This is a genomic window from Leminorella richardii (genome assembly GCF_900478135.1).
GTDB classification, from domain to species: domain Bacteria; phylum Pseudomonadota; class Gammaproteobacteria; order Enterobacterales; family Enterobacteriaceae; genus Leminorella; species Leminorella richardii.
In genome coordinates this window covers 2,200,558-2,226,594 of sequence record NZ_LS483470.1, presented here as the reverse complement: position 1 = coordinate 2,226,594, position 26,037 = coordinate 2,200,558, and the positions used below count along the sequence as shown (strand labels likewise).

The 26,037-nt window shown below is 50.4% G+C and carries 20 protein-coding genes; 11 read left to right on the top strand and 9 right to left on the bottom strand.

The genetic code is table 11. From position 1 onward, the window contains the following. Window positions 1-2: 2 nt before the first annotated feature. On the bottom strand, window positions 3-1,244 hold the full coding sequence (gene moeA / locus DQM29_RS10225) for a molybdopterin molybdotransferase MoeA (RefSeq protein ID WP_111740600.1): 1,242 nt from the start codon (window positions 1,242-1,244) through the stop codon (window positions 3-5). Between the two features lie 228 nt (window positions 1,245-1,472). Between moeA and folE the strand changes: the two genes are divergently transcribed. Both folE and yeiB read left to right on the top strand, forming a co-directional pair. After that, entirely contained in the window at window positions 1,473-2,144 is a 672-nt protein-coding gene (folE, locus tag DQM29_RS10220; RefSeq protein WP_111740599.1) for a GTP cyclohydrolase I FolE, read from the top strand. 9 nt (window positions 2,145-2,153) lie between these two features. Next, window positions 2,154-3,314, top strand: coding sequence for a DUF418 domain-containing protein YeiB (gene yeiB, locus DQM29_RS10215; protein WP_111740598.1), 1,161 nt, complete (start codon window positions 2,154-2,156; stop codon window positions 3,312-3,314). A 6-nt stretch (window positions 3,315-3,320) separates the two neighbouring features. On the opposite strand, the gene sanA is transcribed toward yeiB, so the two are convergent. The 4 genes from sanA to DQM29_RS10190 all read right to left on the bottom strand — a co-directional run bounded on the left by sanA (window position 3,321) and on the right by DQM29_RS10190 (window position 7,332). Continuing rightward, on the bottom strand, window positions 3,321-4,079 hold the full coding sequence (gene sanA, locus DQM29_RS10210; protein ID WP_111740597.1) for an outer membrane permeability protein SanA: 759 nt from the start codon (window positions 4,077-4,079) through the stop codon (window positions 3,321-3,323). 182 nt (window positions 4,080-4,261) lie between these two features. Continuing rightward, window positions 4,262-5,959 (bottom strand): NAD-dependent malic enzyme, encoded by a 1,698-nt coding sequence (locus DQM29_RS10205; protein ID WP_111740596.1) that lies wholly within the window; start codon window positions 5,957-5,959, stop codon window positions 4,262-4,264. A 294-nt stretch (window positions 5,960-6,253) separates the two neighbouring features. Continuing rightward, entirely contained in the window at window positions 6,254-6,937 is a 684-nt protein-coding gene (locus tag DQM29_RS10195) for a CidB/LrgB family autolysis modulator (protein ID WP_111740594.1), read from the bottom strand. Next, complete coding sequence (locus DQM29_RS10190) at window positions 6,937-7,332, bottom strand: CidA/LrgA family protein (RefSeq protein WP_111740593.1); 396 nt, start codon at window positions 7,330-7,332, stop codon at window positions 6,937-6,939. Before DQM29_RS10190 ends, DQM29_RS10195 begins: the two co-directional genes overlap by 1 nt. A 656-nt stretch (window positions 7,333-7,988) precedes the next feature. On the opposite strand from DQM29_RS10190, the gene DQM29_RS10185 reads away from it, so the two are divergent. The 6 genes from DQM29_RS10185 to DQM29_RS10160 all read left to right on the top strand — a co-directional run bounded on the left by DQM29_RS10185 (window position 7,989) and on the right by DQM29_RS10160 (window position 13,728). Next, a complete protein-coding gene (locus DQM29_RS10185; protein WP_111740592.1) occupies window positions 7,989-9,407 on the top strand; it encodes an APC family permease in 1,419 nt (472 codons plus the stop codon). Window positions 9,408-9,568: 161 nt separating this feature from the next. Further along, window positions 9,569-10,333: a hypothetical protein gene (locus tag DQM29_RS10180; protein ID WP_111740591.1), complete on the top strand. Its 765-nt coding sequence runs from the start codon at window positions 9,569-9,571 to the stop codon at window positions 10,331-10,333. 69 nt (window positions 10,334-10,402) lie between these two features. After that, the gene (locus DQM29_RS10175; protein WP_145960358.1) at window positions 10,403-11,179 is read left to right on the top strand and encodes a hypothetical protein; all 777 of its coding nucleotides are present in this window, start codon (window positions 10,403-10,405) and stop codon (window positions 11,177-11,179) included. A 242-nt stretch (window positions 11,180-11,421) separates the two neighbouring features. Further along, entirely contained in the window at window positions 11,422-12,189 is a 768-nt protein-coding gene (locus tag DQM29_RS10170; RefSeq protein ID WP_111740589.1) for a hypothetical protein, read from the top strand. 157 nt (window positions 12,190-12,346) lie between these two features. Then, window positions 12,347-13,390, top strand: coding sequence for a M28 family peptidase (locus DQM29_RS10165; RefSeq protein ID WP_111740588.1), 1,044 nt, complete (start codon window positions 12,347-12,349; stop codon window positions 13,388-13,390). Further along, entirely contained in the window at window positions 13,387-13,728 is a 342-nt protein-coding gene (locus DQM29_RS10160) for a hypothetical protein (RefSeq protein ID WP_111740587.1), read from the top strand. Before DQM29_RS10165 ends, DQM29_RS10160 begins: the two co-directional genes overlap by 4 nt. A 122-nt stretch (window positions 13,729-13,850) precedes the next feature. On the opposite strand, the gene rarD is transcribed toward DQM29_RS10160, so the two are convergent. Beyond that, complete coding sequence (gene rarD, locus DQM29_RS10155; RefSeq protein ID WP_111742064.1) at window positions 13,851-14,756, bottom strand: EamA family transporter RarD; 906 nt, start codon at window positions 14,754-14,756, stop codon at window positions 13,851-13,853. Window positions 14,757-14,857: 101 nt separating this feature from the next. Continuing rightward, complete coding sequence (sbcB, locus tag DQM29_RS10150) at window positions 14,858-16,288, bottom strand: exodeoxyribonuclease I (protein WP_111740586.1); 1,431 nt, start codon at window positions 16,286-16,288, stop codon at window positions 14,858-14,860. Window positions 16,289-16,553: 265 nt separating this feature from the next. Between sbcB and DQM29_RS10145 the strand changes: the two genes are divergently transcribed. Further along, window positions 16,554-17,264, top strand: a complete 711-nt coding sequence (locus DQM29_RS10145; RefSeq protein WP_111740585.1) for a GNAT family N-acetyltransferase — start codon at window positions 16,554-16,556, stop codon at window positions 17,262-17,264. Between the two features lie 87 nt (window positions 17,265-17,351). Here the strand turns inward: DQM29_RS10145 and DQM29_RS18740 are convergent, their stop codons facing one another. Beyond that, window positions 17,352-17,507, bottom strand: coding sequence for an IS1 family transposase (locus DQM29_RS18740; protein WP_170126520.1), 156 nt, complete (start codon window positions 17,505-17,507; stop codon window positions 17,352-17,354). Window positions 17,508-17,573: 66 nt separating this feature from the next. Next, on the bottom strand, window positions 17,574-20,573 hold the full coding sequence (locus tag DQM29_RS10135; RefSeq protein ID WP_111740583.1) for an autotransporter outer membrane beta-barrel domain-containing protein: 3,000 nt from the start codon (window positions 20,571-20,573) through the stop codon (window positions 17,574-17,576). Window positions 20,574-21,479: 906 nt separating this feature from the next. On the opposite strand from DQM29_RS10135, the gene focA reads away from it, so the two are divergent. Next, window positions 21,480-22,373 (top strand): formate transporter FocA, encoded by an 894-nt coding sequence (focA, locus tag DQM29_RS10130; RefSeq protein ID WP_111740582.1) that lies wholly within the window; start codon window positions 21,480-21,482, stop codon window positions 22,371-22,373. A 602-nt stretch (window positions 22,374-22,975) separates the two neighbouring features. After that, window positions 22,976-25,903, top strand: a complete 2,928-nt coding sequence (locus tag DQM29_RS10125; RefSeq protein WP_232054896.1) for an autotransporter outer membrane beta-barrel domain-containing protein — start codon at window positions 22,976-22,978, stop codon at window positions 25,901-25,903. The last annotated feature ends 134 nt before the right edge of the window (window positions 25,904-26,037 follow it).

Sequence of the window (26,037 nt, the reverse complement as noted above, 5' to 3'; positions counted from 1 at the left end):
GTTTAACGCTCCAGCAGATGATTAAAGGGTTCGACCGTGACCCACTCTCCGGCCGCGACGGCACCGCGCTCGCGCTCAAGCACGATAAAGCAGTCACCCTGGCTGAATGAGGTAAACACGTGAGAGCCCTGATGACCTGTGGAACTGACCTCTAGCTGACCGTTTGCGCCTGTGCTTAATACTCCGCGCTGGAAGTCCAAGCGACCGGGGGTCTTCTTCAGAGATGAGGTGGTTTTTACCTTAAAGCGGCGCGGTGGCTGCCACTGGCTGTGGCCAGAGAGCTGCATCAGTAACGGCTGAACGAGCTGATAAAAAGTGACGGCAGCAGAAACAGGGTTACCCGGTAGCCCGCAAAACAGAGCATTACTCAGTTTACCGAAGGCAAAAGGCTTGCCGGGTTTAATGGCCAGCTTCCAGAAGGCGATTTTTCCCAGTTCATCCAGTATCTGCTTGGTATAGTCGGCTTCGCCTACAGAAACACCGCCGCTGGTGATAACAACGTCCGCCTGTGCATCCGCCTCGTGAAACGCCTGACGCAGCGCCTGCTCGTTATCGCGAATAATGCCGAGATCGATAACGTTACAGCCGATTTGTTCGAGCATCAGGCGAACGGTAAAGCGGTTGGTGTCATAAATCTGCCCGTCCTGAAGCGGCTGGCCAACGGCCTGTAGTTCGTCTCCGGTAGAAAACAGCGCTACGTTAAGGCGGCGATAAACCTCTACCTGAGAGATACCGAGAGAGGCCAGAATTGGCAGCTGAGCTACGCCCAGGCGAGAGCCGGCAGGCAGGACTTCTGCGTCCTGACGAATGTCTTCCCCTGCGAGGCGAACGTTTTGTCCGGCTTTAGGCGAGTGGGTAAAACGCACGCCGTTTTCCAACACTTCAGCCTGCTCTTGCATAATGACCGCTTCGGTTCCTTTTGGCACCGGTGCGCCGGTCATAATGCGGATACAGCTGCCTGCAGGCCATTCACCCTGAAACGGCTGCCCGGCGAAGGCTTTACCCGCAACGGGCAACACGGCATCCGGCGTAACGTCGGCAAGGCGTACGGCGTAGCCGTCCATTGCTGAGTTGTCGAAAGGTGGAACGTTAAGCGGTGAAATCACTGGTCGTGCGGTAATGCGGCCGACGGCCTGAGCAAGTGGGATCTGCTCTGTCTGCGCGATGGCAGAAGATTGAGAAAGCAGTTTTTCTAACGCCTGCTCTAAAGAAAGCAGCGATGAGTTCGTTGAACAGCAGTCCATCCGGCGGCTCCATGGCAAACCCGAAGGTTAAGCGAAAAAGTGGCGTCTATTATGCCCGATTTGTTCTCGGTGAGCACACTCGTTTTGCACGGCGCCGTTTTGCTTTGGCTGATTGATAAGCGGCACAGTGTTAACAAAATTTCTACAGAGGGCTGGATAAAGAAGGCGGCCTAAATTACAGTGCTGTGTGTGATCCCTATCAAACTATTTTATTCCACGAGGTAAACCATGTCGTCGCTAAGCCAGGAAGCTATGTTAGTTCACGCCGCGCTGGAGGCTAAAGGCCTTGAAACGCCGCTGCGCGGGGCTCCCGTGGATGCTGCGACCAGCAAGCAGCAGATTGAAGAGCACATGACGGCTATTATGCGGCTGCTGAATCTGGATCTAACGGACGATAGTCTGGCGGAAACGCCTTCGCGAATTGCAAAAATGTACGTGGATGAGATCTTCTCAGGATTGGACTACGCTAACTTTCCCAAAATCACGCTGATTGAAAACAAGATGAGTGTAGACGAGATGGTGACTGTGCGTGACATTACGCTGACTAGCACCTGTGAACACCACTTCGTCACCATCGACGGTAAGGCGACAGTGGCCTACATTCCCAAAGATTACGTGATTGGTCTGTCGAAGATTAACCGCATTGTCAGGTTCTTCTCACAGCGCCCGCAGGTGCAAGAGCGACTAACACAGCAGATTCTGGTTGCGCTACAAACGCTATTGGGTACCACTAACGTGGCGGTATCTATTGATGCTATCCACTACTGCGTGAAGTCCCGCGGCGTGTGTGATGCCACCAGTTCGACCAGCACCACGTCGCTGGGCGGGCTGTTTAAAAGTAATCCGAGCACGCGTCAGGAATTTTTGCGTTCGGTTCGACACGCTCCTCACCATCCCTAATCTACCAATATGCCCGCAGAGACGGTAAAAGCTTCCCGAATTCAGGCGTTAGATAGCGTCCGCGGGATGGCGCTGCTTGGCATTCTCATTCTTAATATCAGCGGTTTTGCGCTACCGCGCGCTGGCTATATGAACCCGACCTATTTGGGGGTGCCGTCGTTTTCTGATGCGGCAGTATGGTCAGTGCTAAACGTGACGGCGCAGGGCTCCTTTCTTGCTATGTTTGCGCTGCTGTTTGGTGCGTCACTGGCGCTTCTACGACAGCGGAGCGCAACCTGGAATCTGTCTCGTTTGGGATGGCTAGCGATGCTGGGCTTTTTTCACGGCGTCTGGCTGTGGGAAGGGGACATTCTGTTGACCTATGCCGCTGTTGGTATGGGTGCGGTCATCGTTATGCGGTCTTCCTCGTCACCTCGAGGAATGCTTCGTACCGGGATTGTTTTGTTTGTCATTGGCCTGCTGCTGATGTTATGGATGGGGACACTGGTTGATAGTAGCTCTAGCGCTGACTGGACGCCCTCTGTCGTAGACCTTGATCGCGAAGCGGCCTGGAAACTTACCGGAGGCGAAGTGGCCAGAGGAGAGCGCCTGAGTATGACTCTCTCTGTGCTGTTTTCCGTTTTTCTTCAGTACGGCTGGCAGCTGATGGGAACAATGCTCATTGGCGCCGCTCTGACAGAGTGCGGCTGGCTAAAAGGAGAATGGCGCATCGCCGATTACCGACGTCAGGGCTGGCTGTGGATGCTGATCGCTTTGGCAATTAAGGGCGGCGCTGTGGCGCTTCAGTGGCGCTTTGACTGGCAGCTCGCTACGGCGGGCTACTATCTGCAAACCGTTAAAGAACTGGGCTCTGTTCTACAGGGTCTTGCCTATATGGCGCTGTGGTTCGGCTATGGTCAAAGCGCCATGCTGGCGCCGGTAGGCCGCTGTTTGGCGAAGGTGGGTAGAATGACTCTGAGTAACTATCTTCTACAAACGCTGGTGTGCACTACGCTTTTTTACCGGCTGGGAGGCTATCGTCACTTCGACAGGCTTTCTCTACTGGCCATCGTGCCCGCCGTTTGGGCAATCAATCTGGCATTTTCGCTGCTGTGGCTGAGGTATTTTCGTCAGGGGCCCGTGGAGTGGCTGTGGCGCAGAGTTACTGATGCTGTGGTGCCAGTAAGATAACTGACTCTAGTGTGCTGTTGAGGGCGTTCCTGTGGAGGCCTGTGCGGGGGCTGCTGTCGTGTTTTCCTGCTTGGACAGCTGGTCTGGCGAAACGGCAGGGTAACCCCACTCGTCGCTTTTAATAGTATAGGGCGTTGGGATTGGCACCAGCGGGCCGAGAAAGCGCGGCTCTTTCTTCAAAATGTACAAATCAATCAGGGCGCCAAGCCGTGCGCCTACTTCTCTGGCGCGAACCATAAACATGTTTTTGGGTGAGGCGACGGCGTAGCACTGAGCCTTAATCCCGCTGTGCATGGCAATAAATAGCGCGCGCTCGCAGTGAAAGCGTTGCGTAATAATGGTGAACTCGTTGGTGTCAAATACTTTACGGGTGCGGATGATGGAGTCTAGAGTGCGAAAGCCCGCATAGTCCAGCACGATATCTGCGGAGGGAACCCCTGCCTGAATCAGATCCTTACGCATGGTGATGGGCTCGTTATAGCTCATCAGGGCGTTATCGCCGCTGAGCAGCAGGTAGCTGACCTTGTTGCTGTTGTACAGGTTTAGCGCACCCTGAATGCGAAACTGATAATACTGATTAAGGACGCCAGTACGTACGTATTTAGACGTGCCCAATACAACACCTACCTGACTGGACGGCAGCTCAGTCAGGTTTTCATAGACATAGGGCGCCGTGCGCCAGCTTATCCAGCGGTCGAGCAGCAGGGCGGTGCCGAGAGCGAGCAGAAGCAGCGCTAACAGGCTATAAATCAGGCGTTTCAGCATTCTTATTGAGTCTGTTTAGGGCAGAGACATTTTCAAGGCTACTCGACGCCACGCGCGAACACAAGAGAGTGAAAGTGAAAAGTTTAGCGAGAAAGCTGCGGGAGTAACGCGTTAGTCATGCAACAGTAAAGCGGGAGTAAAAAAGCGCGGCGGCGTTTCTCCGCCGCGCTGGGAAAGAACAGTTAGAACGAAGTACGTCTATAGCGACGGTATTCCGGCTTCCAGAAGTTGTTTTCAATTTCCTTTTGCAGCGCTTCGTCAGAGGTCACAACCGCAACGCCTTCCAGCTGCGCCATTTTCGCAACCTTGAGGGCGATATAGCGGGAAACGTCCTGAATATCGTCAACTTCTGGCAGCAGGGCTCCCTCACCAAACTTAGCCAGCGGTGAACAGTCAGCCAGCGCTCGGCTGGCTGCCATTAGCATGCCGTCGGTGACGCGGGTAGCTTTGGCTGCGAGAACGCCAAGGCCGATGCCGGGGAAGATATAGGAGTTGTTACACTGGGCGATGGGGAATACCTTTTCCTGATACATCACTGGCGAGAATGGGCTACCGGTTGCGACCAGCGCTGCGCCGTCGGTCCAGTTAATAATGTCTTCCGGGCGGCCTTCTACTCTCGACGTTGGGTTAGACAGCGGCAGAACAATCGGGCGGGCACAGTGGCGATGCATTTCACGGATAACTTCTTCCGTAAACAGCCCTGCCTGGCCGGAAACGCCGATAAGCACTGTTGGCTTCGCGTTGCGCATAACGTCCATCAGAGAGATGGCTTCGCTGTCAGTATGCCAGTGGCTGAGGGCATCATGCTTTTGCACAAGCTTAGCCTGGAAATCCAGCAGTGTAGGCATTTGGTCGGTGAGCAGGCCAAAGCGGTCAACCATAAAGATACGCTCGCGCGCTTCCGCTTCGCTGAGGCCTTCGGCGATCATCTGAGCAATAATCTGCTCGGCGATGCCGCAGCCTGCAGAACCTGCGCCGAGGAAAGCGACAGTCTGATCTTTCAGCTGGCTGTTAGCTGCCCGGCTGGCGGCGATAAGGCTGCCCAGCGTGACGGCGGCAGTACCTTGAATATCGTCGTTAAAGCAGCACAGCTCGTCGCGGTAGCGAGTCAACAGCGGCATGGCGTTCTTCTGCGCAAAGTCTTCGAACTGTAGCAGCACGTTAGGCCAGCGGCGCTTAACGGCGTTGATAAAGGCGTCGACAAACTCGTAGTACTCGTCGCCGGTAATACGAGGGTGGCGCCACCCCATATAGAGCGGATCGTTCAGGCACTGCTGGTTGTTAGTACCAACGTCAAGCACGACCGGAAGAGTATAGGCCGGGCTGATACCGCCACAGGCGCAGTAAAGAGAGAGTTTGCCAATAGGAATACCCATGCCGCCGATGCCCTGATCTCCAAGACCCAGAATACGTTCGCCGTCGGTGACCACGATCACCTTAACGTTTTGCTTGGTGGCGTTTTGCAGCATGTCATCAATATTGTCTTTATTAGGGTAGGAGATGAACAGGCCGCGGTGGCGACGGTAGATATCAGAAAAGTGTTCGCAGGCTTCGCCAACGGTTGGCGTATAGATGACCGGCATTATCTCACTCAGATGACTGTCGATCAGTCGATAAAACAGAGTTTCGTTGGTGTCCTGAATGTTGCGAAGATAGATGTGCCTGTCAATGTCGGTTTTAAAGCCGAGAAACTGCTTATAGGCGCGTTCAGCCTGTTCTTCTATGGTTTCGATGGCTTCAGGCAGCAGACCGTGCAGGTTGAAGTTGCTTCGCTCTTCGTCGGTAAATGCGCTGCCTTTGTTGAGCAGGGGCGTTTCAAGAAGGGCGGGGCCGGAATAAGGGATATACAGCGGACGTTTACTTTCGTATTCGAGTTCCATGAGGTTGGCTCTTCGGTATCGGGTAATTGAAAGAATCATCGGGCAAAGCCCATTGGCGTTCGCTATTTTAAGAGACTCGGCTCAAATGTACAGTCAATGTTATGAAAAGATAAACGTTTTGTTGATTATTGAGAGCCGTGTGACACTTTTGGCGAATAGCCGGGGGCAATCCCCTTGGGGAGCCAAGTATAGTCGAATGCGTTGCAGCTTGCTGCGAGTGGGATGTAATAAATTGCAACAGACTTGCGCTGTACAGTGTAAGGCCAAAGGCAATTCTGCCTTTGGCCTGAGCGATTAAGAAAATAGCTGGATCAAAATAGGGAATATCAGTGGAGCAGAAAGCGAGGTAATCACGCCGCAGATAGCCAGCGCCAGCGAGCTGTAGGCGCCTTCCTGATAGTCTTCCTCTACACATCGGGCGGTGCCGAGGGCGTGGGCTGTCGCACCGATAGACAGGCCTCGGGCGGCAGGCGTCGTAATTCTCAAGAGTTTAAGGATGGGGTAGCCAAAAACGGCGCCGAAGATGCCAACAAACATCACGCAGATAGCGCTGACCGCGGGAATACCACCGATGGCGTGGGACGTCGCCATGGCAATCGGCATCGTGACGGACTTCGGCAATACCGACGCGGCGATTTCCGGCGAAGAGCCGAGCCATAGCACAACGGCAGCGCCGCTGACCATAGCAAGCACGCTCCCGACTAAGCAAATAAGAAGCAGAGATTTCCAGCGCGCCCGGATCTGGTGCAGCTGTTCGTACAGCGGAAAGGCTAGCGCGACAACAGCGGGCTGGAGTAGGGCGTTCATGGGGGCGCTGCCCGCATAGTAGCTGTCGTAGCTGGTATGGGTCAGCAGTAGCAGGGGAATAATGATCAGCAGCGAGATAAGCATTGGGTTCAACAGCGGCATCTTAAGCTTGATAGCCAGTTGACGGGCGCCGTAGAACGCTATCATGGTCAGAGGAATTGCCCACCACATTATGAAGACTCCTTCTCGCCGCGTGAGCGCTTTGTCCCGTGTAGAAAATGGGAGGAGTATCCTACAACTACCATCGTTACAAGGCTGCTAATCAGGCAGGAAACGGCCAGTGGGCCGAGCTGGCTCACCAACTGAGGATAATACTTCATTACTCCCGCACAAATCGGGACAAACAGTAGCGCCATGTGGCGAATAAACAGATAGCAGCCGGGTTTGACCCACGCTGCGGGAAGGATTTGCGAAGACAGCAGCACAAACAGAACCAGCATACCAATGATGCTGCCGGGAATTTCAAATGGAATAAAGTCTGCGCACAGATTGCCTACCAGCAGGCAAAGATAAATCAGCGCAAAGGCTCTAACGTACTGCCAGCAAAAGCCCAAAAAGGGAAGCATGGTATTACCCTCTGCATTACATTTTAATTCATCATACAAATCAAAAATTGAATTGTGCTACCGATCACAAAAATATACCACAGGATAAATGGTTTCAAAATTTTTCTGAGAACCGGGCAAGATTGTGACGAAATAAAGGGAAAACAGCCACGAAAAAGAAGAAATTCATAGCGAATTTTACTATTTTAACCTATTGTTTTTAATGTATTTATAAAATATTTTTGCAAAAAGAAAAATTATTTTTTTTCACCTATTGGCAAGGGGAAAAATGTGATGCAAAATGCAGCCAACAACGAATAACCGGCATGACAGAATGTCGGTTATTTTTTTGCATCCGGCCAGAGAAAAATGGTTATAACTCATTATATTATAAAGAGTTATAGGGCTTATTCCGAGGTTAATAATTATTCGTATATACCGGCTCAGTCGGTAACTTATTGAATAAGGAATAAATATGAGCGTATTCATCCTTAAACCACCTCTCTGCGTCGGTATGTCATACCGCCGCAGTGACTATGGCGCCCCGAACGTCCAGCTCTTTGCCAGTCGATGTTACCCTTCTTCTTATACTAGCCGCCCGATGCGTCATTCCCCAGCGGCCTCTCTACTTTACGTTCGATTAAGTAAAAAAGTTGAGAGCACGGGGGAATGCGGCTATGTCCATTAGTTTATCCGCTACATCCATACCCGTAACTAATCGCGTTCAGCTCAAGCGTTCGCTGAAAATGTGGCAAATCGTTGTCATCGGTTTGGCGTACCTGACGCCCATGACCGTCTTTGACTCATTTGTCATTGTTTCCGGCAAGACGGAAGGGCACGTACCCAGCGCCTATATTCTCGCGCTGGCGGCGGTGCTGTTTACCGCTATCAGTTACGGCAAGCTGGTGCGTCAGTTCCCAGAGGCAGGCTCTGCCTATACCTATTCGCAAAAGGCGATTAACCCCTATGTCGGGTTTATGGTGGGCTGGCTGTCCCTGCTGGACTATATGTTTTTGCCTATGATCAACGTGCTGCTGGCAAAAATTTACCTGACGGCGCTGTTCCCCGGCGTGCCGACGTGGATCTGGGTTGTTGGCTGTATTGCTATCATGACCCTGACTAACCTGCGCGGCGTGAACTGGGTAGCGAACCTGAATATGGTGCTGGTTTTCTTTCAGGTAGCGATTCTGGTGGTGTTTATCTACCTAGTGTGGGAAGGGCTTAGCCAGGGCCAGCCGGGGCATCCGGTTGATTTGACCCGGCCACTGTTCTCTAGCGAGGCGAAGCTGGTGCCGATTATCGCCGGGGCGACGGTATTGTGCTTTTCTTTTCTCGGATTTGACGCGGTTAGCACCCTGTCGGAAGAGACGCCGGATCCCAAGCGAGTTATTCCACGGGCGATTTTTCTGACTGCGCTGTACGGCGGTATTATTTTCGTGGCGGTGTCCTACTTTATTCAGCTCTACTTTCCTGATTTGACGCTGATTAACGACCCGGATAACGCCACGCCGGAAATTGCGCTGTACGTTGGCGGCAAGCTGTTCCAGTCCGTTCTGCTGTGCTGTACTGTTGTTGGCGCACTGGCCTCTGGGCTGGCTTCTCACGCGAGTATTGCCCGCCTGCTGTACGTTATGGGGCGCGACAATGTGCTGCCGGAAAAGGTTTTTGGCTATGTGCATCCAAAATGGAAAACGCCGGTCAGCAACATTCTGCTCGTTGGTGTGATTGCCCTGTTAGCGCTGTTTTTGGATCTGGAAAGTGCCATCTCGCTGATTAACTTTGGCGCGCTGGTGGCGTTTAGCTTTGTAAACATCTCAGTATTTTGGTTCTTCTTTATTCGCCAAAAGCGCAACAAGACCGCCAAAGATGTGTTCAGCTTTCTGATTATGCCGCTGGTTGGCGCGCTGATGATATTCATCCTCTGGCTGAATCTGGAAGTAGACTCTCTGCGCCTGGGGCTGATCTGGGGCGGGTTAGGGGTTCTCTATCTGGTCTTTATTACCCGAGCTTTTCGCCGTCCGGTGCCGACGCTGGGCGCTAATATGGGGAAAACTCCTGTGCAGGAAGTGCTGCCGGAACCGCTGAAAGTGGAATAGAGACATAGGCGTGCACCAGAAAAAAACCGCAGTGCTGAATGGGCTGCGGTTTTTTTTTGCTAATTATTTCACGTGTGAAACTATAACCAGTGAAGTCTTTTTTCGTTTAACTTATTATATTGCTTAAACTATGTCTGCCTCTACTAAAAGGATTTATCACCATGTCTATGAAGAAAATGTCCGCCTTTAGCTCCATCTCTTTTCTGGTTTTGCTGACTGCAGCCTGTACCTCGACTGAAAAATATAGCTACGACCCTCAGCTCCCAATGAGCTGCCGCAGCGTTGTTGAATTAATAACTGAGCCTTCAATGATTGAGAGCAGTGGTGACTCTGTACCTGAGGAGCTTCGGGGAAAAACTCGCCACGAGCAGCGCCAGCTAGTAGAGAAAAATATACTCAGTGCCGATAAGAGTGCCGAGGACTGCAATCGACTTTTGGAGAGAGCCATTGTGAAGATTGACATGGCGCAGATAATGCCGCCTGTCTGTACGCAATATCGTTCACTATTTAAAGACAAAGTGGAAGGAAGTCAGTGGGATAGCTCTAAAACGAAGCGTCAGCAGATAAAAAATGACAGCGACATCTATCTGCTCAAGAGCGTGAAGGGGGAAAAGACGCTGAAAGCCTACTGTAGTTATGCTCTTTCCGTTTGGCAAAATGAGGAGTCTGTTACTCAAGACACCTATCGCAAAGGACAGCAGGCCTACCCGCTACCTCAGGCGTGTGAAGACAAAATGTCTGAACTGGAGGCGGCTTTTTTTAAGAAGCCAGACTCTTTTTCGTTTAATGATGCGTTCGCGTTGGGATTTATAAAAAGCAGTAAGGTTTTGCCGAAAGTTATGGTTAAGCGCGCCTATTGGAACTATTTTTACGGCGACGATCGTGAATCCATCGCTAAAGAATGTGCTGAGATGGTGGGAAGATAAGCCAGGTATTTAATGTTTTCCCTACCCAGGGGCATTAGTCTTTTACTTTTGACTCTGGCGCTTTTTAGAATGGATGCAACTACTATGTTAATTAAGAAACGATATATACCCATTGCCCTGTTTTTATTTGCGTTATTGAGCAGTGCCTGTAGCAATAAAGAATACAGTTACGATCCTAAACTTCCAATGGGCTGTCGTGCTGTTGCTGAGTTCATGACGGAGCCTGCCATTGTTGCTGCCGGAGAGGATAAAATTCCTAACGAGGTAAAAGGGCAGGGACGCGATGGTCTACGCAGGTGGGTGGAAGAAATGATGCTTAACGCTCACAAGAGTGAGGAGGATTGCCTGCTGTTTTTAGGCTGGGAGATAGAGAAACTTAAGATAGATAAATTTATTCCCCCTATTTGTTTACAGTACCGCACTCTTTTTAAAGAAAAAATGGATGCAAAAGGATTTGGTGAGAGATATACAGCGAATCGTATTGTACAAGAGGACAGCAATCTTTATCGGCTTAAGAGCGTAAGAGGAGAAGCGGTTCTAAAAAACTTCTGCGAATATGCGATATCTGTCTGGCAAGAAAATGCCCCCATAACAGAAGACGAGTACCGTAAGTTAAAAGCCGCCTATCCTTTGCCTCAGCCCTGTGAAGAGAACCTAGTTCGGTTAGAGTCGCAGGTATTCAAAATAGAAAAAGAGCCTCTTTCTGAAAGTAAGCAACAGAAAAGAGTCAACACGATAGCTGAAATGGTAGTCAAGCGCGTTCATAGTAATTACCTCTTTAAGAAAAATCCTGAGGTGCTGGCAAATAAATGCGTAAAAGTGGGAATGTTGCTACAGTCTCGCTAGGTTAAACGTAGTAAAAAACGCAAGGCTTTCAGTATCAGGTGCGAATATGTGCATAAACGGTAGCTATCTTGCAGTAGTGATATAAACAAAATATTGTCGGCGTCTATCGTTGCGCGGGTTTCTGTGCTGTTTTATGTGCTAATTTTCCCACTTTTTGCGCTAACGCTTTTTCTTATTGCAAATTGGTTGTTATGATCTGTGCTTTATTCCATTGCTATTAACGATGAAATGGACTCATCTCTATGAAAACGAAAAATATTATTGCCCTGTGGAGCATTGCGGCGTCTTCCCTGCTGATTTCTGCCTGTGTTTCAACCGAACAGTATAGCTACGATCCTCGTCTGCCGCAGAGCTGCCGAGTGATGGTGGACTTTATGACTGAACCCAGTTTGATGCAGGCCGCTGGCGATAAAGTGCCGGCAGAACTGCAGGGGAAAGATCGTCAGGCGCAGAGAAAGCTGCTGGAGCAAAAGTTTATTGCTCAAAACAAAACCGGCGAATCCTGTGAGGACACCATGTCTCTGAATCAGGATGCTTTGACAGCCCATATTGAGAGTATGGTGCCACAGGTGTGTTTACAGTATCGCACGTCGTTTCAGAAAAAAATGTCGGCTAGCATGAACGACGAGTCCAAACTGCGCGGCATGACGCAGGAAATGGACAAAGACCTTTACTCTCTGAAAAGCCTGAAGGGTGAAAAAGCGCTAGCAAACTATTGCAGCTATGCAGCATCCGTTTGGCAAAAGGGCGATAGCCTGAACAAGAGTGACTATCAACAGGGTAAGACTTCCTATCCACTACCTCAGGCGTGTGAAGTCGGACTTAACGAGTTTGAAACGGTAATGTTTATCGAAAAGGACAATCTTTCCCCGAAAGAGGCCTATGTCCTTGAGAGAATGAGAAGCAGTGGTTTATTGCCTATTGCTATGACAAAGCGTGCCTACTGGAACTATTTTTACGGTAGTGACACAGCAGGCATGACGAAAGAGTGCCAGGATATGGTGAACTAGCGTTAAATATGAACGGGCTGCCTCTTTTTAAAGAGGCAGCTCTTTTATCGTACGATTGCTGTCATATAGCGATTGTCTATTGAATGAGACTCAAAGGATGAGATAGGTTAGGTAAGATACCGATGAAAACCGTAAACGACGTTTACTAGTAGAAATTATGCCCCTGCCCATATCCACGAAGCGTGCTTCATTACTCTTTCTTTTGGCGTTAACTGTCGCTGTGTTGACAGTATTGTTTATCCTTACTCAGCCTTTCGTGACGCCTCAGCCATCGGCTAAACGGCAGGCAGATCCCGCCCGTTTGGAAGCCCATGTGCGCTATCTATCACAGACAGTGTACCCACGCAGCTTTGAGCAAGCTGAAAACTTAAATGCGGCGGCGGACTATATCAAACAGGTGCTACAAGAAAGCGGCGCTGAGGTGTTCGAACAAGAATACTATGTAGAACAAAAGCGCTACCGCAATATTGTTGCCCGTTTCGGCTCGAAAATCGGAGAAACAGTTGTGGTAGGGGCACACTATGACTCACATGCTGACGTTGACCTGGCCGTGCAATATGAAAAGGGCTATGGGGCGGAGAGCCACACGCCGGGAGCGGATGACAACGCCAGTGGTATTGCAGGAATATTAGAACTGGCACGTCTATTAAAAGATGCGCCTCTGAACGTGGGCGTTGAGTTGGTTGCATACACTCTGGAAGAGCCTCCGTTTTTTCGCACCGAGAGTATGGGAAGTGCGGTACACGCCGCATCATTTAGCCAGTCTAAACGCTCCGTTTCTCTGATGATTGCGCTGGAAATGATTGGCTACTTTAATTCTGAATCCGACAGCCAGAGCTACCCTTTTTCTGTGCTAGGCTATATTTATCCCCGTCAGGGTGATTTTATCGCTGTGGTTGGTCGGGTCAGCGATATGGGTTCAGTTAGGCGGGTAAAATCTGCGCTGTTGTCCGTTAGTGAGTTACCGGTTTATTCACTCAATGCGCCAGAGCGCGTAACGGGCGTAGATTTTTCCGATCATTTTAACTACTGGAAGCGGGATATTCCCGCGGTAATGATTACGGATACTGCGTTTTATAGAAACTATCAGTATCATCAGGCAGGAGATTCGGCAGATCGCCTCAACTATCTGCGCATGGCGCAGGTCGTGGATGGCGTATTTGCTTTGCTAAGTAAGACATCGCTTTCAGAAAAATTATGACAAAATTTATTTATACCGATAGCAAAAATAGCGCTATTCATTGGCAAGAGTGCGAAAAGATGCGCGCGCCTTTTATTAAAATTGGTCGTATCGACAAGGAATACGCGAGTATTTTCTACGACGTCACTAACTACTCCATGGATATAGAGGCGGTATCGAATGATATCAAAAGGCTCTATCTCTCTTACGTGGAGTTCTTTATGTGCTCTCATCCACAGATTGAAGAGCTGGAGCATCAGCACTACTTCCTGAATTTGATAGTGAAAACAGAACACGCCGAGTGCTTTGCCGAGCAGCTTTACGATTATCTTGTCGCCAAGATGGCCAGCCATCAGTAAACTCCGCTGAACGGCGTGAGAAAAACGCCATTTCCCCGTGGCTATCGTTAATGATAGCCACCGCTGTCCAGCAATCAGTAAAGCCAGGCCGTCACAGGGTATCGCTTGTCTGGGGGCTGAATTCACCTCAAGACAGCCTGCCTTTTGCTTCTCCACTGCCTAAACCACTGGCTAAACATGCTTGATACGCAAAACAGCAGGCCAATCCAAATCAGGCTGAAGCTGACGCCTTTAACGCTGTCGAACGCTTCGTTGAACAGAAAGATAGCCAGTAAAAACTGTAGCGTAGGCTCAATGTACTGCGCTAGCCCCACGGTGATGAGCGTCGTGCGCCTGACAGCAGCGGCGAAGAACATCAGCGGTAATAGGGTAACAGGTGCGGTGAGCGCATAGTAAATATGGGTTTGCAGGTCGGCTCCTACCAGCTGGCTTTCACCGCGCATCGGTAGAATAACTACGACAGCCAACGCTACCGGCACTAGCCATAGGGTTTCTATCGTCAGGGCAGTGATGATGTCAAAGCGGATAAACTTGCGGATCAGACCGTATAGAGCAAACGCACAACCCATAAGGAGCGCCAGCCCGGGCAGTTGGCCGTACTGTAAAAGCTGATAGGCTACTCCGGCGATAGCAAAGCCAACCGCCAGCTTTTGTGCAATGGTCATTCGTTCTCGAAGAAACAGCGTTCCCAGCAGGACTGAACACAAAGGATTGATAAAATAGCCGAGGCTAGCGGCCAGCACCTGGTCGTGCGTTAAGGCGTAGGTAAAGGTACACCAGGAAATGGCCATAACGACGGTGGCGAGCAGGCAAAATAGAATCGATCGCTTATCTTGCCAGGCCTCTTTCCATCGGGTTCGGTGCACAAACAGCGGCCGGACTAACAGCAGCAGAGGCACCGACCAAAGCACTCTCTGAGCCAGCATTTCAAGCGGATAGGCACCGGGAAGCAGCCGATAGTAAAGCGGCGTAATGCCCCAAAGTATGAATGAAAAGACTGCCAGCGCAGCGCCGGACCTCAACGCAATCACCCTGTCACCTGATTTAAACGCGTCCCGTAATTCGAGAGGACGCGGTAATGTTAAAAACAGCGCTGTCGCGCTTTCCTTCTATCAACGTTAGCTAAACGCTAGCCAACCAGCTTTTGGGCGTAGAGAAAGAGCTGTTTTAGCAGCGCGATCTTCTCTTCGCTGTCGGCGTGCTGCTGGGCCAGCGCTTCAATCTTTTCTGCATAGCGCTGCAGGCGATCCTGCGTGAGCACTTCCTGTCGATGTGCGTGCCAGCGCCGGCGTTCGCTGTCGTCCAGCGTGTGCGGATAGTTCCGCGCTCGAAAGCGAAACAGCAAAGGTTCCAGACGACTGTCGCTCACGCTCAGATCCAGGGCGGGCAGGTTTTCCGGTTTGGTCTGGCGGATAATACGAATAGCGGCTCGGTCGGCGTCGTTAAAGAAGCCGTCGTACAGGCGGCCGTCAACGTCAGACACCGGAGGAAACGGCCTCGACTGGCTAAAGACTGCGACGACTTTTTCTCTGACTTCTGGGTGCTGTTTTAATAGCTGGAGGTTTTCCAGACAGCGGCGGCGATCGATGTTCAGCCGTTCGGCGTTTTCCGGCAGCAGCGTTTTGGCTGGAGCCAGAACGGGACACTTGTTGGTGTGAATAAGCTTTAGCGGAATAGGGGACTGACCGGAGGGCAGCTCATCTTTGCGGGTATACAGCCGCTCGCGCAGCGTGTCTGCATCCAGCTCTAGCAGGGGTGACATATCTCCCGCCAGATCGCAGACGATAACAGCGCTGTCCATTTCTGGGTGCCAGGCCAGCGGTGAAACCCAGCTGGTGTTTCCCCGCTGTGCGCCAAACATACCGGACACGTGCACTAGCGGCGTCATGTCGACAATGTCGATAAGGGTAGCGATTTTTCGCTTAGCGCGATGCTGATACAGATAGTTAAACAGCTTCGGCTGAGCCTGCTTCACCAGCTTGGCCATAGCAATAGTCGCGTAGACGTCAGACATCGCATCGTGCGCGTGGCTGTGCTCGACGCCGTTAGCCTTGGTCAGGTGCTCTAAGCGAAAGCTGGGGAGCCCGTCTTCGTTCAGCGGCCACTCGATGCCGTCTGGACGCAGGGCGTAGCAGGCTCTCATTACGTCGAGCAGATCCCAGCGCGAGTTGCCCTGCTGCCAGCTGTAGGCGTAGGGGTCAAAAAAGTTACGATAAAACAGATTGCGGCTGACTTCGTCATCAAAACGCACGTTGTTATAGCCGATAATACAGGTGTTAGGGTGGCTAAACTGCTCGTGGATCTGTTGAGAAAATTCGGCTTCGGGGACGCCTTTGCTTTGCGCTTCCTGCGGTGTAATGCCGGTTATCATGACGGCATCTGGGTCGGGAAGGTAGTCGTCAGCGGGTTTGCAGTACACGACTTGGGGATCGGCAATGATGTTGAAATCTTCATCGGTTCGAATGCCCGCAAACTGTGCGGGGCGATCGTACGCCGGGCTAATGCCGAAAGTTTCATAGTCGTGAACGTAGAACGTAGGCTGCTGCTTTTCGTCTTTCATGCTTGTTATTTAGAATAAACCGAGGCCGTGAATGAATCGTTTGAGCGTAAGAATATCATCAAAAGAGGGCTCTGCCTTTCAATTTTACCGCTGATGAACACATGTTGAAGGCGCTGAGGTCTTAGCGCTTCTGCTTTTCTGCATTTTTTCTGTTCAAACACATTTTTTTCAGTAGTCAGAGGCGGATAATCCGGTAGTCTATTGATTGTAAATAAGTAAGCGCGCGAGATAACGCGTCATCTACAGAAGCTATCAGGAGGGAGTTATGACACAACGAACGAATGAGTATGGGCAACCTATCGGCGATGCGCTAGATAACTGGGTCACGCCGCCAAAACCGGCTCGCGTTACGCTGACTGGACGCTATTGCACGCTGATTCCCTATAGCGCAGAGGCGCACGCTTCTGGGCTGTTTAAAGCCTATTCTCAAGCGCCGGACGGAAGGGACTGGACGTGGATGCCCGTTGGCCCTTTTATGAAAGAGCAGGACTACATTGACTACGCTCGCCTGATAGAAAAAAGCGAAGATCCGCTCCACTACGCGATTATTGACAATGCAACCGGGCAGCCGGTAGGAAGCTTTGCCCTAATGCGCGTGACACCGGCCAGCGGCAGCGTCGAAGTCGGACACGTTGCCTATTCGCCGAGTTTAAAAGGTTCTAGAGTGGCAACAGAAGCACAATATCTGCTAATGGAATACGTTTTTGACACGCTAGGCTACCGCCGCTATGAGTGGAAGTGTGACAGCCTGAACGCGCCGTCTCGACGCGCCGCTGAACGACTCGGCTTTACGTTTGAAGGCATTTTCCGCCAGGCGGTCGTTTATAAAGGGCGCACGCGGGATACGACGTGGCTTTCGCTGTTGGATAAAGAGTGGCCGGAAAACAAAAAGGCGCTAACGCGCTGGCTAGCGGAAGACAACTTTGACGAGAAATCACATCAGCGTCACCCTCTGTCTTTTTTTCGCCAGTCGTAATAGATAGCAATAAGATAGTGGCATACGGTATAGATAATAGCGCCGCCTGTGCGGCGCTGCTGAATGAGCATACGAAAAGGTGAGCGATTATCGTTTGTAGGCGTCGTAGATATACTTGTCCTGAAACGTTTTCTCACAGCTATTGCACCGGTATCGCTGAAGGCCGCTGCGGCTTTTGCCGAATTTTTTGACGTGTGCGGCACTGCTGCAAAACGGGCACTTTGGTCTTTTCCTTATTATCACTATCAACTTTCCGTTTAAAACGCGGCAGCCCGGATTCACATATCGAGCCGCCGCGCGTCTTTGCTATCAGAAGCTGTACTTCACGCCCAGCATCGCCTGCGAGTCGTGGTAGCCGCTGTCGCCCACCTGCTGCGCCACGTTGCCCCAGACGTTCAGTTTTGAAGTCAGCTGCCCCTCAACGCCCAGCTTCACTTCGCCGATGTTTTTCGCACCGTCCTGATAGTGCCTGTCGTTAGCCAGCTTCACCGACACGTCTTTCATGTAGTGAAGCCAGTTCACTTCAACAAACGGCTGGAAAGTGCGCTGCTTATCGCTGTCGGTATCCGCACGGCCGCTGGCGTAAGCCTTAAGGCCCAAGCGAGTCAGCAGGTTGTTACTTTCACCGTCCTGAACGCGGGTACCGTAGGCATCGCGGTGGCTGTCAGAGCCTACGCCCATCCAGACAGCCTGCGCTCGCGGTGACAGCCAGTAGCTGGCATTTTCACTGCCGCCGAGCCTGAAGCTGTAACCCGTTTCCAGAGAGGCCGTGACGCCGCGAGACTTATAGTTGTCTGCCTTCAGGTCGTCGCCTTTGACTTCGTTGTCAAACCAGTTGTACAGCACCCAGCTGTCGACGTAGGCGCCGCTCTTGTCCTGCGCGTTGGCGTACCAGGTGCCGTAGAGGCCTGCGCTGTAGCCGTCAATCTTGCTTTTAGACTCGTGCCCCTTCAGGCGAGAGTGAGTTTTACTCTCGGCGTTGGCATAGCCCGCCATGGCGCCAAGGTGCCAGCGGTTAAGGCCGTCAGTGCTCCACTGAGCCAGATCGCCGCCAATTTGTACCACATAGCGGTTACCGGTCGTTTTTAGCTGACCAGAGCCATCGCGGAAGCTGTTACGTCCGCCTTCGTTGCGCATCCACATGCTGGTAACAAGCTTCTCGCCGGTCAATGCGTCGGTATACTGGGTTTCCCCCAAGCGGTCATGCAGTCGGGTGGTAAACAGGGTGTTGCCCGCTGCCGCGTTGGCAAGATAGCTGCCGATTTCAGGGCGCAGAACGCGAATGCTTTCACCCGGCTCAGGGTCAGGGTCGGTACCCGGATCTGGATCGGGATCGGTGGGAACGGTCGGATCGATAAATTGGCTGGTCAGGTACCAGTTAGTGCCTTTGTTGACCAGCGAGTAGTCATAGCTCCCCGCGACGACGCGACCTTCCTGAGAAAACGCATCAGCGGTAGTGCCCTGAGTAGTGACGACTTCAATGCCTTCCAGCGCTTTGTCTCCGAGGCCACCAACGTTGTTGATACTGATTTTGGTGTAGCCGTCTGCCAGGCCGTTAATAATCAGTCGATCGCTCAATGAGCCGTCGTCACCCAGTTCAGTATCAAGAGCAATACGCCCTGCATCAGCAAGAGCGGCACTGCCGCTATAGTTACCGTTGATGGTGAATGTGTCTCCGGCCGTTCCGTTAGAGAGCGTAATAGTGGAACGTTGGTTGCTGACGTCGCCGACCAGAGTGTAAGCCGCGGGGGCAGTTGACGCCGTTTTATGGGCAACCAGCGTTGAGTCGCTCAGGCTTAAAGAGGTGAGGGTGGTGGTGGTATCACTACCTTTTTCAGAAAGCTCCCACGACGCACCGCTGTTGAGCGACACGTTAAGCTGACCGCTGCCCTCGATGCTGGTCATACCTTTCATTTTGCCGTCAGCAATATTCATATTGACGGAACTGCCCGTTTTGACATCAACCAGCCAGCCGTTTGTCGCTGCCAGCAGGTTATTTTCCGTGTCGCCAGAGACGTTAAAGTCTGTTGCGCTGTAAACGGTATTTCCCGTAAAGTCCAGCTCGACCTGTCGTTGGTTTTTGTCGACCAGAATCAACGAGGCCGTGTCTGAGTCGGTTCTAAAGGTGGCGTTATTGAAGCTGGCGGAAATGGCATCGGAGCTGACGGACGAGCCCCAGTCTTCAAAGCCCACTCTCAGCACGGTATTGTTGGCGCGAACAACGGTCTGTGCTGTAGCGGCGGATGCATCAAGAATTGAGCCAGAAACGGCCATTTTAATGGCGCTCTTAGCGGGCGATGAGGCATCAATGCGCATTATCCCTTTGGAAATCAGCGTTCCTTTGCCGCTGCCGACGGAGCGCGACTTGCCGATTTTGATGGCGCTGCTGTCATAGGCTAACGTTGTACCCGACAGCACGATATCGCTGTGGTTGAGTTCGACAATGCTGGTGGCTTCTTTACCGCTTCCATCGACGGCAGATCCAGAAATGTAAATACCCTCAACCCGCTTGCCTGCAAGATTCATGTCCAGTTTGTTATTAATAACAATCCTGCCTGACGAGCCGTTATTAGAATTCTGATAGGCTCCCTGAATAGCTCTTAAGCCCGTGTTAAGCGGGGGAATAACTCCTGTAGTGGGTATATTCTGATTTAGTGTCAGATTCTCTAGCTCGACGGTGGAATAGATGCCGTTATAGGCGGCGTCCGTTTCCCCTGAGGGCACAGAGCTGCCAGCCACAATGCCATATAGCGGCGTATTGCCGCCGTTTAATACTGTTGTCGATAGCGACAGATCATAGGTGTGATTTTCACCCTTAATATAGCCACCGCTATAGGCGGCACTGCCGATGATTCCTGCCGTATCGCCGCTTACCGAGGCTTTAAAATAGACGTCTTTCGTAATGAGTTTAGGGCGTGAGGCTTCTCCGGCCTGAACGTCGCTGACGCTTACGCCGTAAACGCGGAGGCCGTCAAAGGTAATTGCTGTATCAAAGGTGACGGAAAAATTACCGTCGATAGTGGTGTCAATCGTCTGTCCACTTAACCAAACGCGTGGGTTTGGATATCTTCCGGTCGCATTCTGATACCCATTAGCATCAGAGGTAATGACTGTACAGCTGTCAGCATGAATTCTGACATAGCCCGTCGCATCGGGTGAACAGTCCGCTGAAAACGCCGGGGCAGACAGCATAAGTAGAGAAACAGGCAAAAGCTTACTGAGTAAATGTTTAGTCGATATAGAGAATATGGGATATTTCTCTTTTACCGCTAGAGCACGCTGCTCACGATAAAATTCTTTTTTAATCATGCTGTAAAGTCCTTTACTTTGGGAGGAGAAAATAACAAAAGGGTTGTTGTTATTTTCATTATTTTATTAGTTTGGATATTTATACTGTGATTTTTCCTACGGAAAAATAGAAAAATATAAAAATGAAATTTTGGTTAATTTTGCCACTCCACTGGCTTAAGTCAATATTTATGATCGTAAATACTATGCAAATGAATCATTGATTTAATAAAATTTAATTTACAGAATTAAATTCTGTTTTATTGGTGTATGCCGATCTATAAATTTGATTTTTTATAAATGAAATAATTTCACTCAGGACGATGATTTTTAAATGAATAATTTCATTAAAAAATGTTGAATTTTGAAAATATAACGTTTGTTAATTAAACAAATGGAAGTATTTAATGTGTGCTTATCTTATAGGTATGACATCATATTAGAGACATCTATAATTAAGGTGGCTGTTTCTTAATTTTTTCTATTCGGAATTTTTTGCCAATCCTTATTTAAAATCGGTGGAATTTTTCAATGAAAAAATCGGTGTGGTAAAAGGAATGTCTCAGGGATAAATAGAGGCTATTTTCTAACAGTGTCTGTTTGATTAAGGGGTGTCTTTATTCGAGCTATTTTTTCAGCATAAGTGACGAAAGTAGGTTCGACACTTATGTTGAAAAAATAGGAATAGCAAACTGACGAAAGTCCTTTTTACTGTTTTTCATCAAGTTAATTTCTCCTGCGATTTGGCATGGAACGTGCTTTTCTTTTTATAGACGCCGGGCGGACTGACGGATTCGGTCTGTGGCGGCGGCTTCACCTATGTATTCAACATATACGGCTACGACATGCGGATGGACTGCGCATTCTATGTTGTTTTGGTGGCTTCTTCTGTAGGTCACGTAGCTGTTGAAACTAAGAGAGCACAGTATGAACAGTAGCGATAGCAGAGGCCTAGGGTGCCTGTCGGCGCCTGAGATGGCTAAGGTTGCAGAAGACGTCGGGGTTTATAAAACCAATAAGCCCTTGGCGCACGTCTATGTTTCTGCCCTGCTGGCGGGAGCGTTTATCTCCATTGCTTTTGTTTTCTATATTACAGTGACGACGGGAACGGCCGACGTTCCCTTTGGCTGGTCAAAGTTTCTCGGTGGCGCCTGCTTTTCTTTAGGGTTAATGCTGGTCGTTGCCTGCGGCGTCGATCTGTTTACTTCAACCATTTTGACCTGTGTGGCAAGAGCCGGTGGAAAGATTAACCTAAGCAGTATGGCTGCAAACTGGATTAATGTTTATGTCGGGAACTTCGTCGGCGCGCTGTCGCTGGTGGCCATCATGTGGTTTGCCGGTCAGCACACAGCGGCGAACGGGCAGTGGGGGTTAAACGTGCTGAATACAGCGCTGCACAAGGTTGAGCACGGATTCATTGAGGCGGTTTTTTTAGGGATCATGGCTAACGTTATGGTCTGTCTGGCCGTTTGGATGAACTATGCAGGCAAAAGTCTCATGGATAAAATGTTTATTCTCATTTTCCCTATTGGTATGTTCGTTGCCAGCGGCTTTGAGCACAGTATTGCCAATATGTTTATGATTCCCATGGGGATTGTCATCAAAAATTTTGCAGCACCAGAATTCTGGCTTGCGGTTAATCTTGGCCCCGAGAAATTTGCGGAACTGACGGTGGAAAGCTTTCTGTTGAAAAATCTGCTGCCGGTGACGATTGGAAATATTATCGGTGGGATGATGGTGGGGCTGCCTTTTTGGTTTATGTATTTAAGGAAGCGCCAAACAGGGCAGGCTAGGCCAAAGCTGGCGCTGCATGAAGAATAAGTATTTAACAAGAAACCCTGAGTAAATCAGGGTTTCTTACTTTAAAGATCGAATAAAAACGACGCTCTATCGATTAACATGGGCTTCACTCTGATTTGCGTTTCAAGAGTTAAAATCCTATCCCTCCGCCGACACCAATACTTACGCCGGACGTTCCGCCAGATGCTCCTACGCCAGTGGCCGTCGTGCTGGAGCATGCTGTTAGTAACAGTAAAAGTGATACAGCCAGTATTTTTTTCACGGTGTTTCCCTCCCGTTAGTTAGAACTCCCTATGAAACTATCTAATATAGCGATTCTAATATAATAAAAACACCATAATTTAATTCAAATTGAAGCTATTTAATATTTTTTTGAAATTAAAATTTTTTGAAATTTCAGTGGGTTTCATTAATTCATTGAATTACATGAATTTTATTTTATTAATTAAATGACAATTAAAACAATGAATTATATTTATTTTAGTTATATTTATTGTGTGTTTGTTTATTTTTGATTCGTTTTTTATTTTGTTGCTGTATTATGCATAGGTATATAGTGAAAAGTTTTTTTTAAGCTAAAAGAATGGATATTAATGAGTGTTCCACTCATGCATGGAGGAAGTATGGACATCTCGCGCCGTAATGGAAAACGTTTCTATCTCAACTCAATTGCCGCAGTGCTTATTGGAGCCTTTGGCGTCAGCGCACAAAGCTGGGCTGCCTGTACGACTAAGACTGGAGGTCCGGGGGGCGTAACGAGCGCCATCGCAGCGACAGCAAACAGTCAATGTACAACTGATGTCAGCTATGTTGAAAACGCCACGCTGGGCACTACCGATGCTACACAGGTGAGTGTTGCGGGTAGCGGAACTAGCCTGTCTTTTTCAGCAGACAGCGTCAATATTACCAGTAACAGCGGAAGTAACGGCAAGGCGATTTCCCTGACAAACGGCGGGACGCTTAACTTTGCCGGCGATCTGAACGTGAATCTTAACGGCAGTACGCCTAGCCAAAACTACGGTATTCTGCTGTCCTCACCCGGTACACTCACGATTGAAAAAAATCTGACCATGCTGGGGCGAGTCGATAACTCGTTTATCTCCGCGCTTAACGGTACCGTTGAGGTAAAAGGGGAATCGATATTCAGAATTCTTGATCCCTCTCTAAGAGGTGCCATCATTGTGACGGGCATGACCGGTTCTGGCACAAACTCTCAGCTGTTTTTCCGTGGCAAAACGACAATAGAGAACCTGTCGAATTCATCTACATCGATAATGATGCACGGCACGTCGCTGGTTTCTTTCGGCGATCTGGACATGTCTTCCTTTGGCGCTGGCGGTATGGACGTGAGCATCAATGAAGATGCCGCACTGACATCTAGCGGAACGACCGTTGTTGACAGCGGTAAGAACGTTATTTTGAACGTGAATACCAAGCTGGGCAGCAAAGGCGCGATCGTCTTGGGTGAGTCACAAAGCGTTATTGACCAGCAGTTGGCGAATCGCACTCGAACTCTCGTTAACGTAGGGGCTAACGCCAGCCTGACTAATATTCAGAGCGACGCCATCGGTATTCGCGTAAATAACTCGACGACGGATATCAGCGACATCAGCATCAAGGGAACCCTAGATGTGCGTAACGGCACTGCGATTCAAGGGAAAGGAACGGGCGTTGAGTACGTGAGTATTGACGGCGGTAGCGTTTACGGTGTGATCAGCCTCGATCGGGGTGATGACGTTTTAACCGCCAACAGCGGGCTGATTGACGGTGAAATTATTATGGGGCGCGGCAGCGATACGCTGATCCTCAACCAGGGCATTGATATTACCGGATTGGTAAAGGCCAACGGCCACGACCCTATGTATGTCCAAACCGACGCAGAAAATAACACGCTTGAGGCTAACGGTCTGAGCTTCGTTGGCTATACCTCTTTGGCTGGCAACAGCCGAGAAGGGACAAACGTAGCGAACTGGGACAGCGTTCGCCTAAACAACGGTGCGTCGCTGACCCTATCAGATAGCCTGTTTGAATCGACACTAGACCGCGCCAGACAGCTGGTTATTGACGGCTCATCCAGTCTTATCCATCAGTCCGGCACTGCCGCGGCGGCTCGCAGCGTCTACGGCAGCGTTGAGAACAACGGACGTATCGCTATGGACAACGGCGCAGCCGGAGATACTTTAACCATTACCGGGAACTATCGCGGTGACGGCGGCCAGCTAGTGCTTAACACTGTGCTTCACGATGACGCTTCGCCAACGGACAGGCTGATCGTAGAAGGGAATACTGAAGCGGGCACAACCAGCGTGCTGATTAATCAGGTGGGTGGAAGCGGAGCCCTGACACAGCAGGGTATTGAGATTGTGACCGTCGGCGGAGCGTCAGACGCAGTGTTCAAGAAGATGGACAATACGCGCATTGTTGCCGGACTTTACGAATATGACATCGTGAAAAAAGGCAGCAACTGGTACCTCACTAGCGAGCTTGAGCCGGTAACGCCGCCGGTGACTCCACCTGTCGACCCGGGCATTACGCCACCTCCGACAGTGACGCCAGAGACTATCAATAAGTATCGACCAGAGTCCGGCAGCTATATGGCAAACCACATGGCGGCGAACACGCTGTTCCTAATGCGCCTGCACGATCGACTGGGAGAAACCCAGTATACCGACGTGCTGACCGGTGAAAAGCGCGTCACCAGCATGTGGATGCGTCACGTTGGCGGGCACAATCGCTCTCGCGACAGTAGCGGTCAGCTTAGAACGCAGAGCAACCGCTATGTGATGCAGATGGGTGGAGATCTGGCGCAGTGGAGTTCTGACGGCCTTGACCGCTGGCACTTAGGGGCGATGGTCGGCTACGCCAATCAGCACAGCAATACGGAAGCTAAATATTCACCGGATCGCTCCAGAGGCTCTGTTGAAGGCTACAGCGCGGGGCTTTACGGCACTTGGTATGCGAATACGCAAGAAAAAACCGGCAGCTACGTTGACGCTTGGGCGCTGTACAACTGGTTTGATAACGAAGTGAGCGGCGATAGACTCAGCACTGAAAAGTATAAGTCACGCGGTGTGACGGCGTCTGTTGAGTCCGGCTATACCTTCAAGCTGGCAGAACGGCAGGCGGACGGTGCAGCCTTCTATTTGCAGCCAAAGGCGCAGGTGACCTGGATGGGCGTGCGGTCGAAAGACCACGTAGAGGACGACTCCAAAGGTCGTACCCGCGTTTCCTTTGACGGCAGCGGCAATATCCAGACCCGTTTAGGCCTTCGCGCGTTCGCCAACGGCCATAGTGATATTGATAAGGGCAAAAACCGTGCCTTTGAACCCTTTATTGAAGCTAACTGGCTCCACAATACTAAAGACTTTGGCGTAACCATGAACGGTCAGCACAACGGTATCAGCGGTACTAAGAATATCGGCGAACTGAAGCTGGGCGTGGAAGGGCAAATGTCTACTGGACTTACCCTGTGGGGTAACGTGGGTCAGCAGGTGGGGAGTAAAGGCTATAGCGATACTCAGGCAATACTGGGTATAAAGTACAGTTTTTAACGCAGACTAAGCGCAAATGGCCATGCAAAGCCCGCCGAAAGGCGGGTTTTTTTATGGTGTACCTTTTGAGTATTGTGCAGTCAGTCAATGGCGAGAGAGCAATGAAAATAGGTCAATGGCAATAGGTTAATAGA

Bases quoted from the DNA above. Each gene is read 5' to 3' on its own strand.
- focA (WP_111740582.1), top strand. From the start codon at position 21,480: ATGAACAGTAGCGATAGCAGAGGCCTAGGGTGCCTGTCGGCGCCTGAG.
- folE (WP_111740599.1), top strand. From the start codon at position 1,473: ATGTCGTCGCTAAGCCAGGAAGCTATGTTAGTTCACGCCGCGCTGGAG.
- moeA (WP_111740600.1), bottom strand. From the start codon at position 1,244: ATGGACTGCTGTTCAACGAACTCATCGCTGCTTTCTTTAGAGCAGGCG.
- DQM29_RS10175 (WP_145960358.1), top strand. From the start codon at position 10,403: ATGGATGCAACTACTATGTTAATTAAGAAACGATATATACCCATTGCC.
- DQM29_RS10195 (WP_111740594.1), bottom strand. From the start codon at position 6,937: ATGTGGTGGGCAATTCCTCTGACCATGATAGCGTTCTACGGCGCCCGT.
- DQM29_RS10145 (WP_111740585.1), top strand. From the start codon at position 16,554: ATGACACAACGAACGAATGAGTATGGGCAACCTATCGGCGATGCGCTA.
- DQM29_RS10190 (WP_111740593.1), bottom strand. From the start codon at position 7,332: ATGCTTCCCTTTTTGGGCTTTTGCTGGCAGTACGTTAGAGCCTTTGCG.
- DQM29_RS10180 (WP_111740591.1), top strand. From the start codon at position 9,569: ATGTCTATGAAGAAAATGTCCGCCTTTAGCTCCATCTCTTTTCTGGTT.
- sbcB (WP_111740586.1), bottom strand. From the start codon at position 16,288: ATGAAAGACGAAAAGCAGCAGCCTACGTTCTACGTTCACGACTATGAA.
- sanA (WP_111740597.1), bottom strand. From the start codon at position 4,079: ATGCTGAAACGCCTGATTTATAGCCTGTTAGCGCTGCTTCTGCTCGCT.
- DQM29_RS10135 (WP_111740583.1), bottom strand. From the start codon at position 20,573: ATGATTAAAAAAGAATTTTATCGTGAGCAGCGTGCTCTAGCGGTAAAA.
- DQM29_RS10165 (WP_111740588.1), top strand. From the start codon at position 12,347: ATGCCCCTGCCCATATCCACGAAGCGTGCTTCATTACTCTTTCTTTTG.
- DQM29_RS10205 (WP_111740596.1), bottom strand. From the start codon at position 5,959: ATGGAACTCGAATACGAAAGTAAACGTCCGCTGTATATCCCTTATTCC.
- yeiB (WP_111740598.1), top strand. From the start codon at position 2,154: ATGCCCGCAGAGACGGTAAAAGCTTCCCGAATTCAGGCGTTAGATAGC.
- DQM29_RS10160 (WP_111740587.1), top strand. From the start codon at position 13,387: ATGACAAAATTTATTTATACCGATAGCAAAAATAGCGCTATTCATTGG.
- DQM29_RS10185 (WP_111740592.1), top strand. From the start codon at position 7,989: ATGTCCATTAGTTTATCCGCTACATCCATACCCGTAACTAATCGCGTT.
- DQM29_RS10125 (WP_232054896.1), top strand. From the start codon at position 22,976: ATGGACATCTCGCGCCGTAATGGAAAACGTTTCTATCTCAACTCAATT.
- DQM29_RS10170 (WP_111740589.1), top strand. From the start codon at position 11,422: ATGAAAACGAAAAATATTATTGCCCTGTGGAGCATTGCGGCGTCTTCC.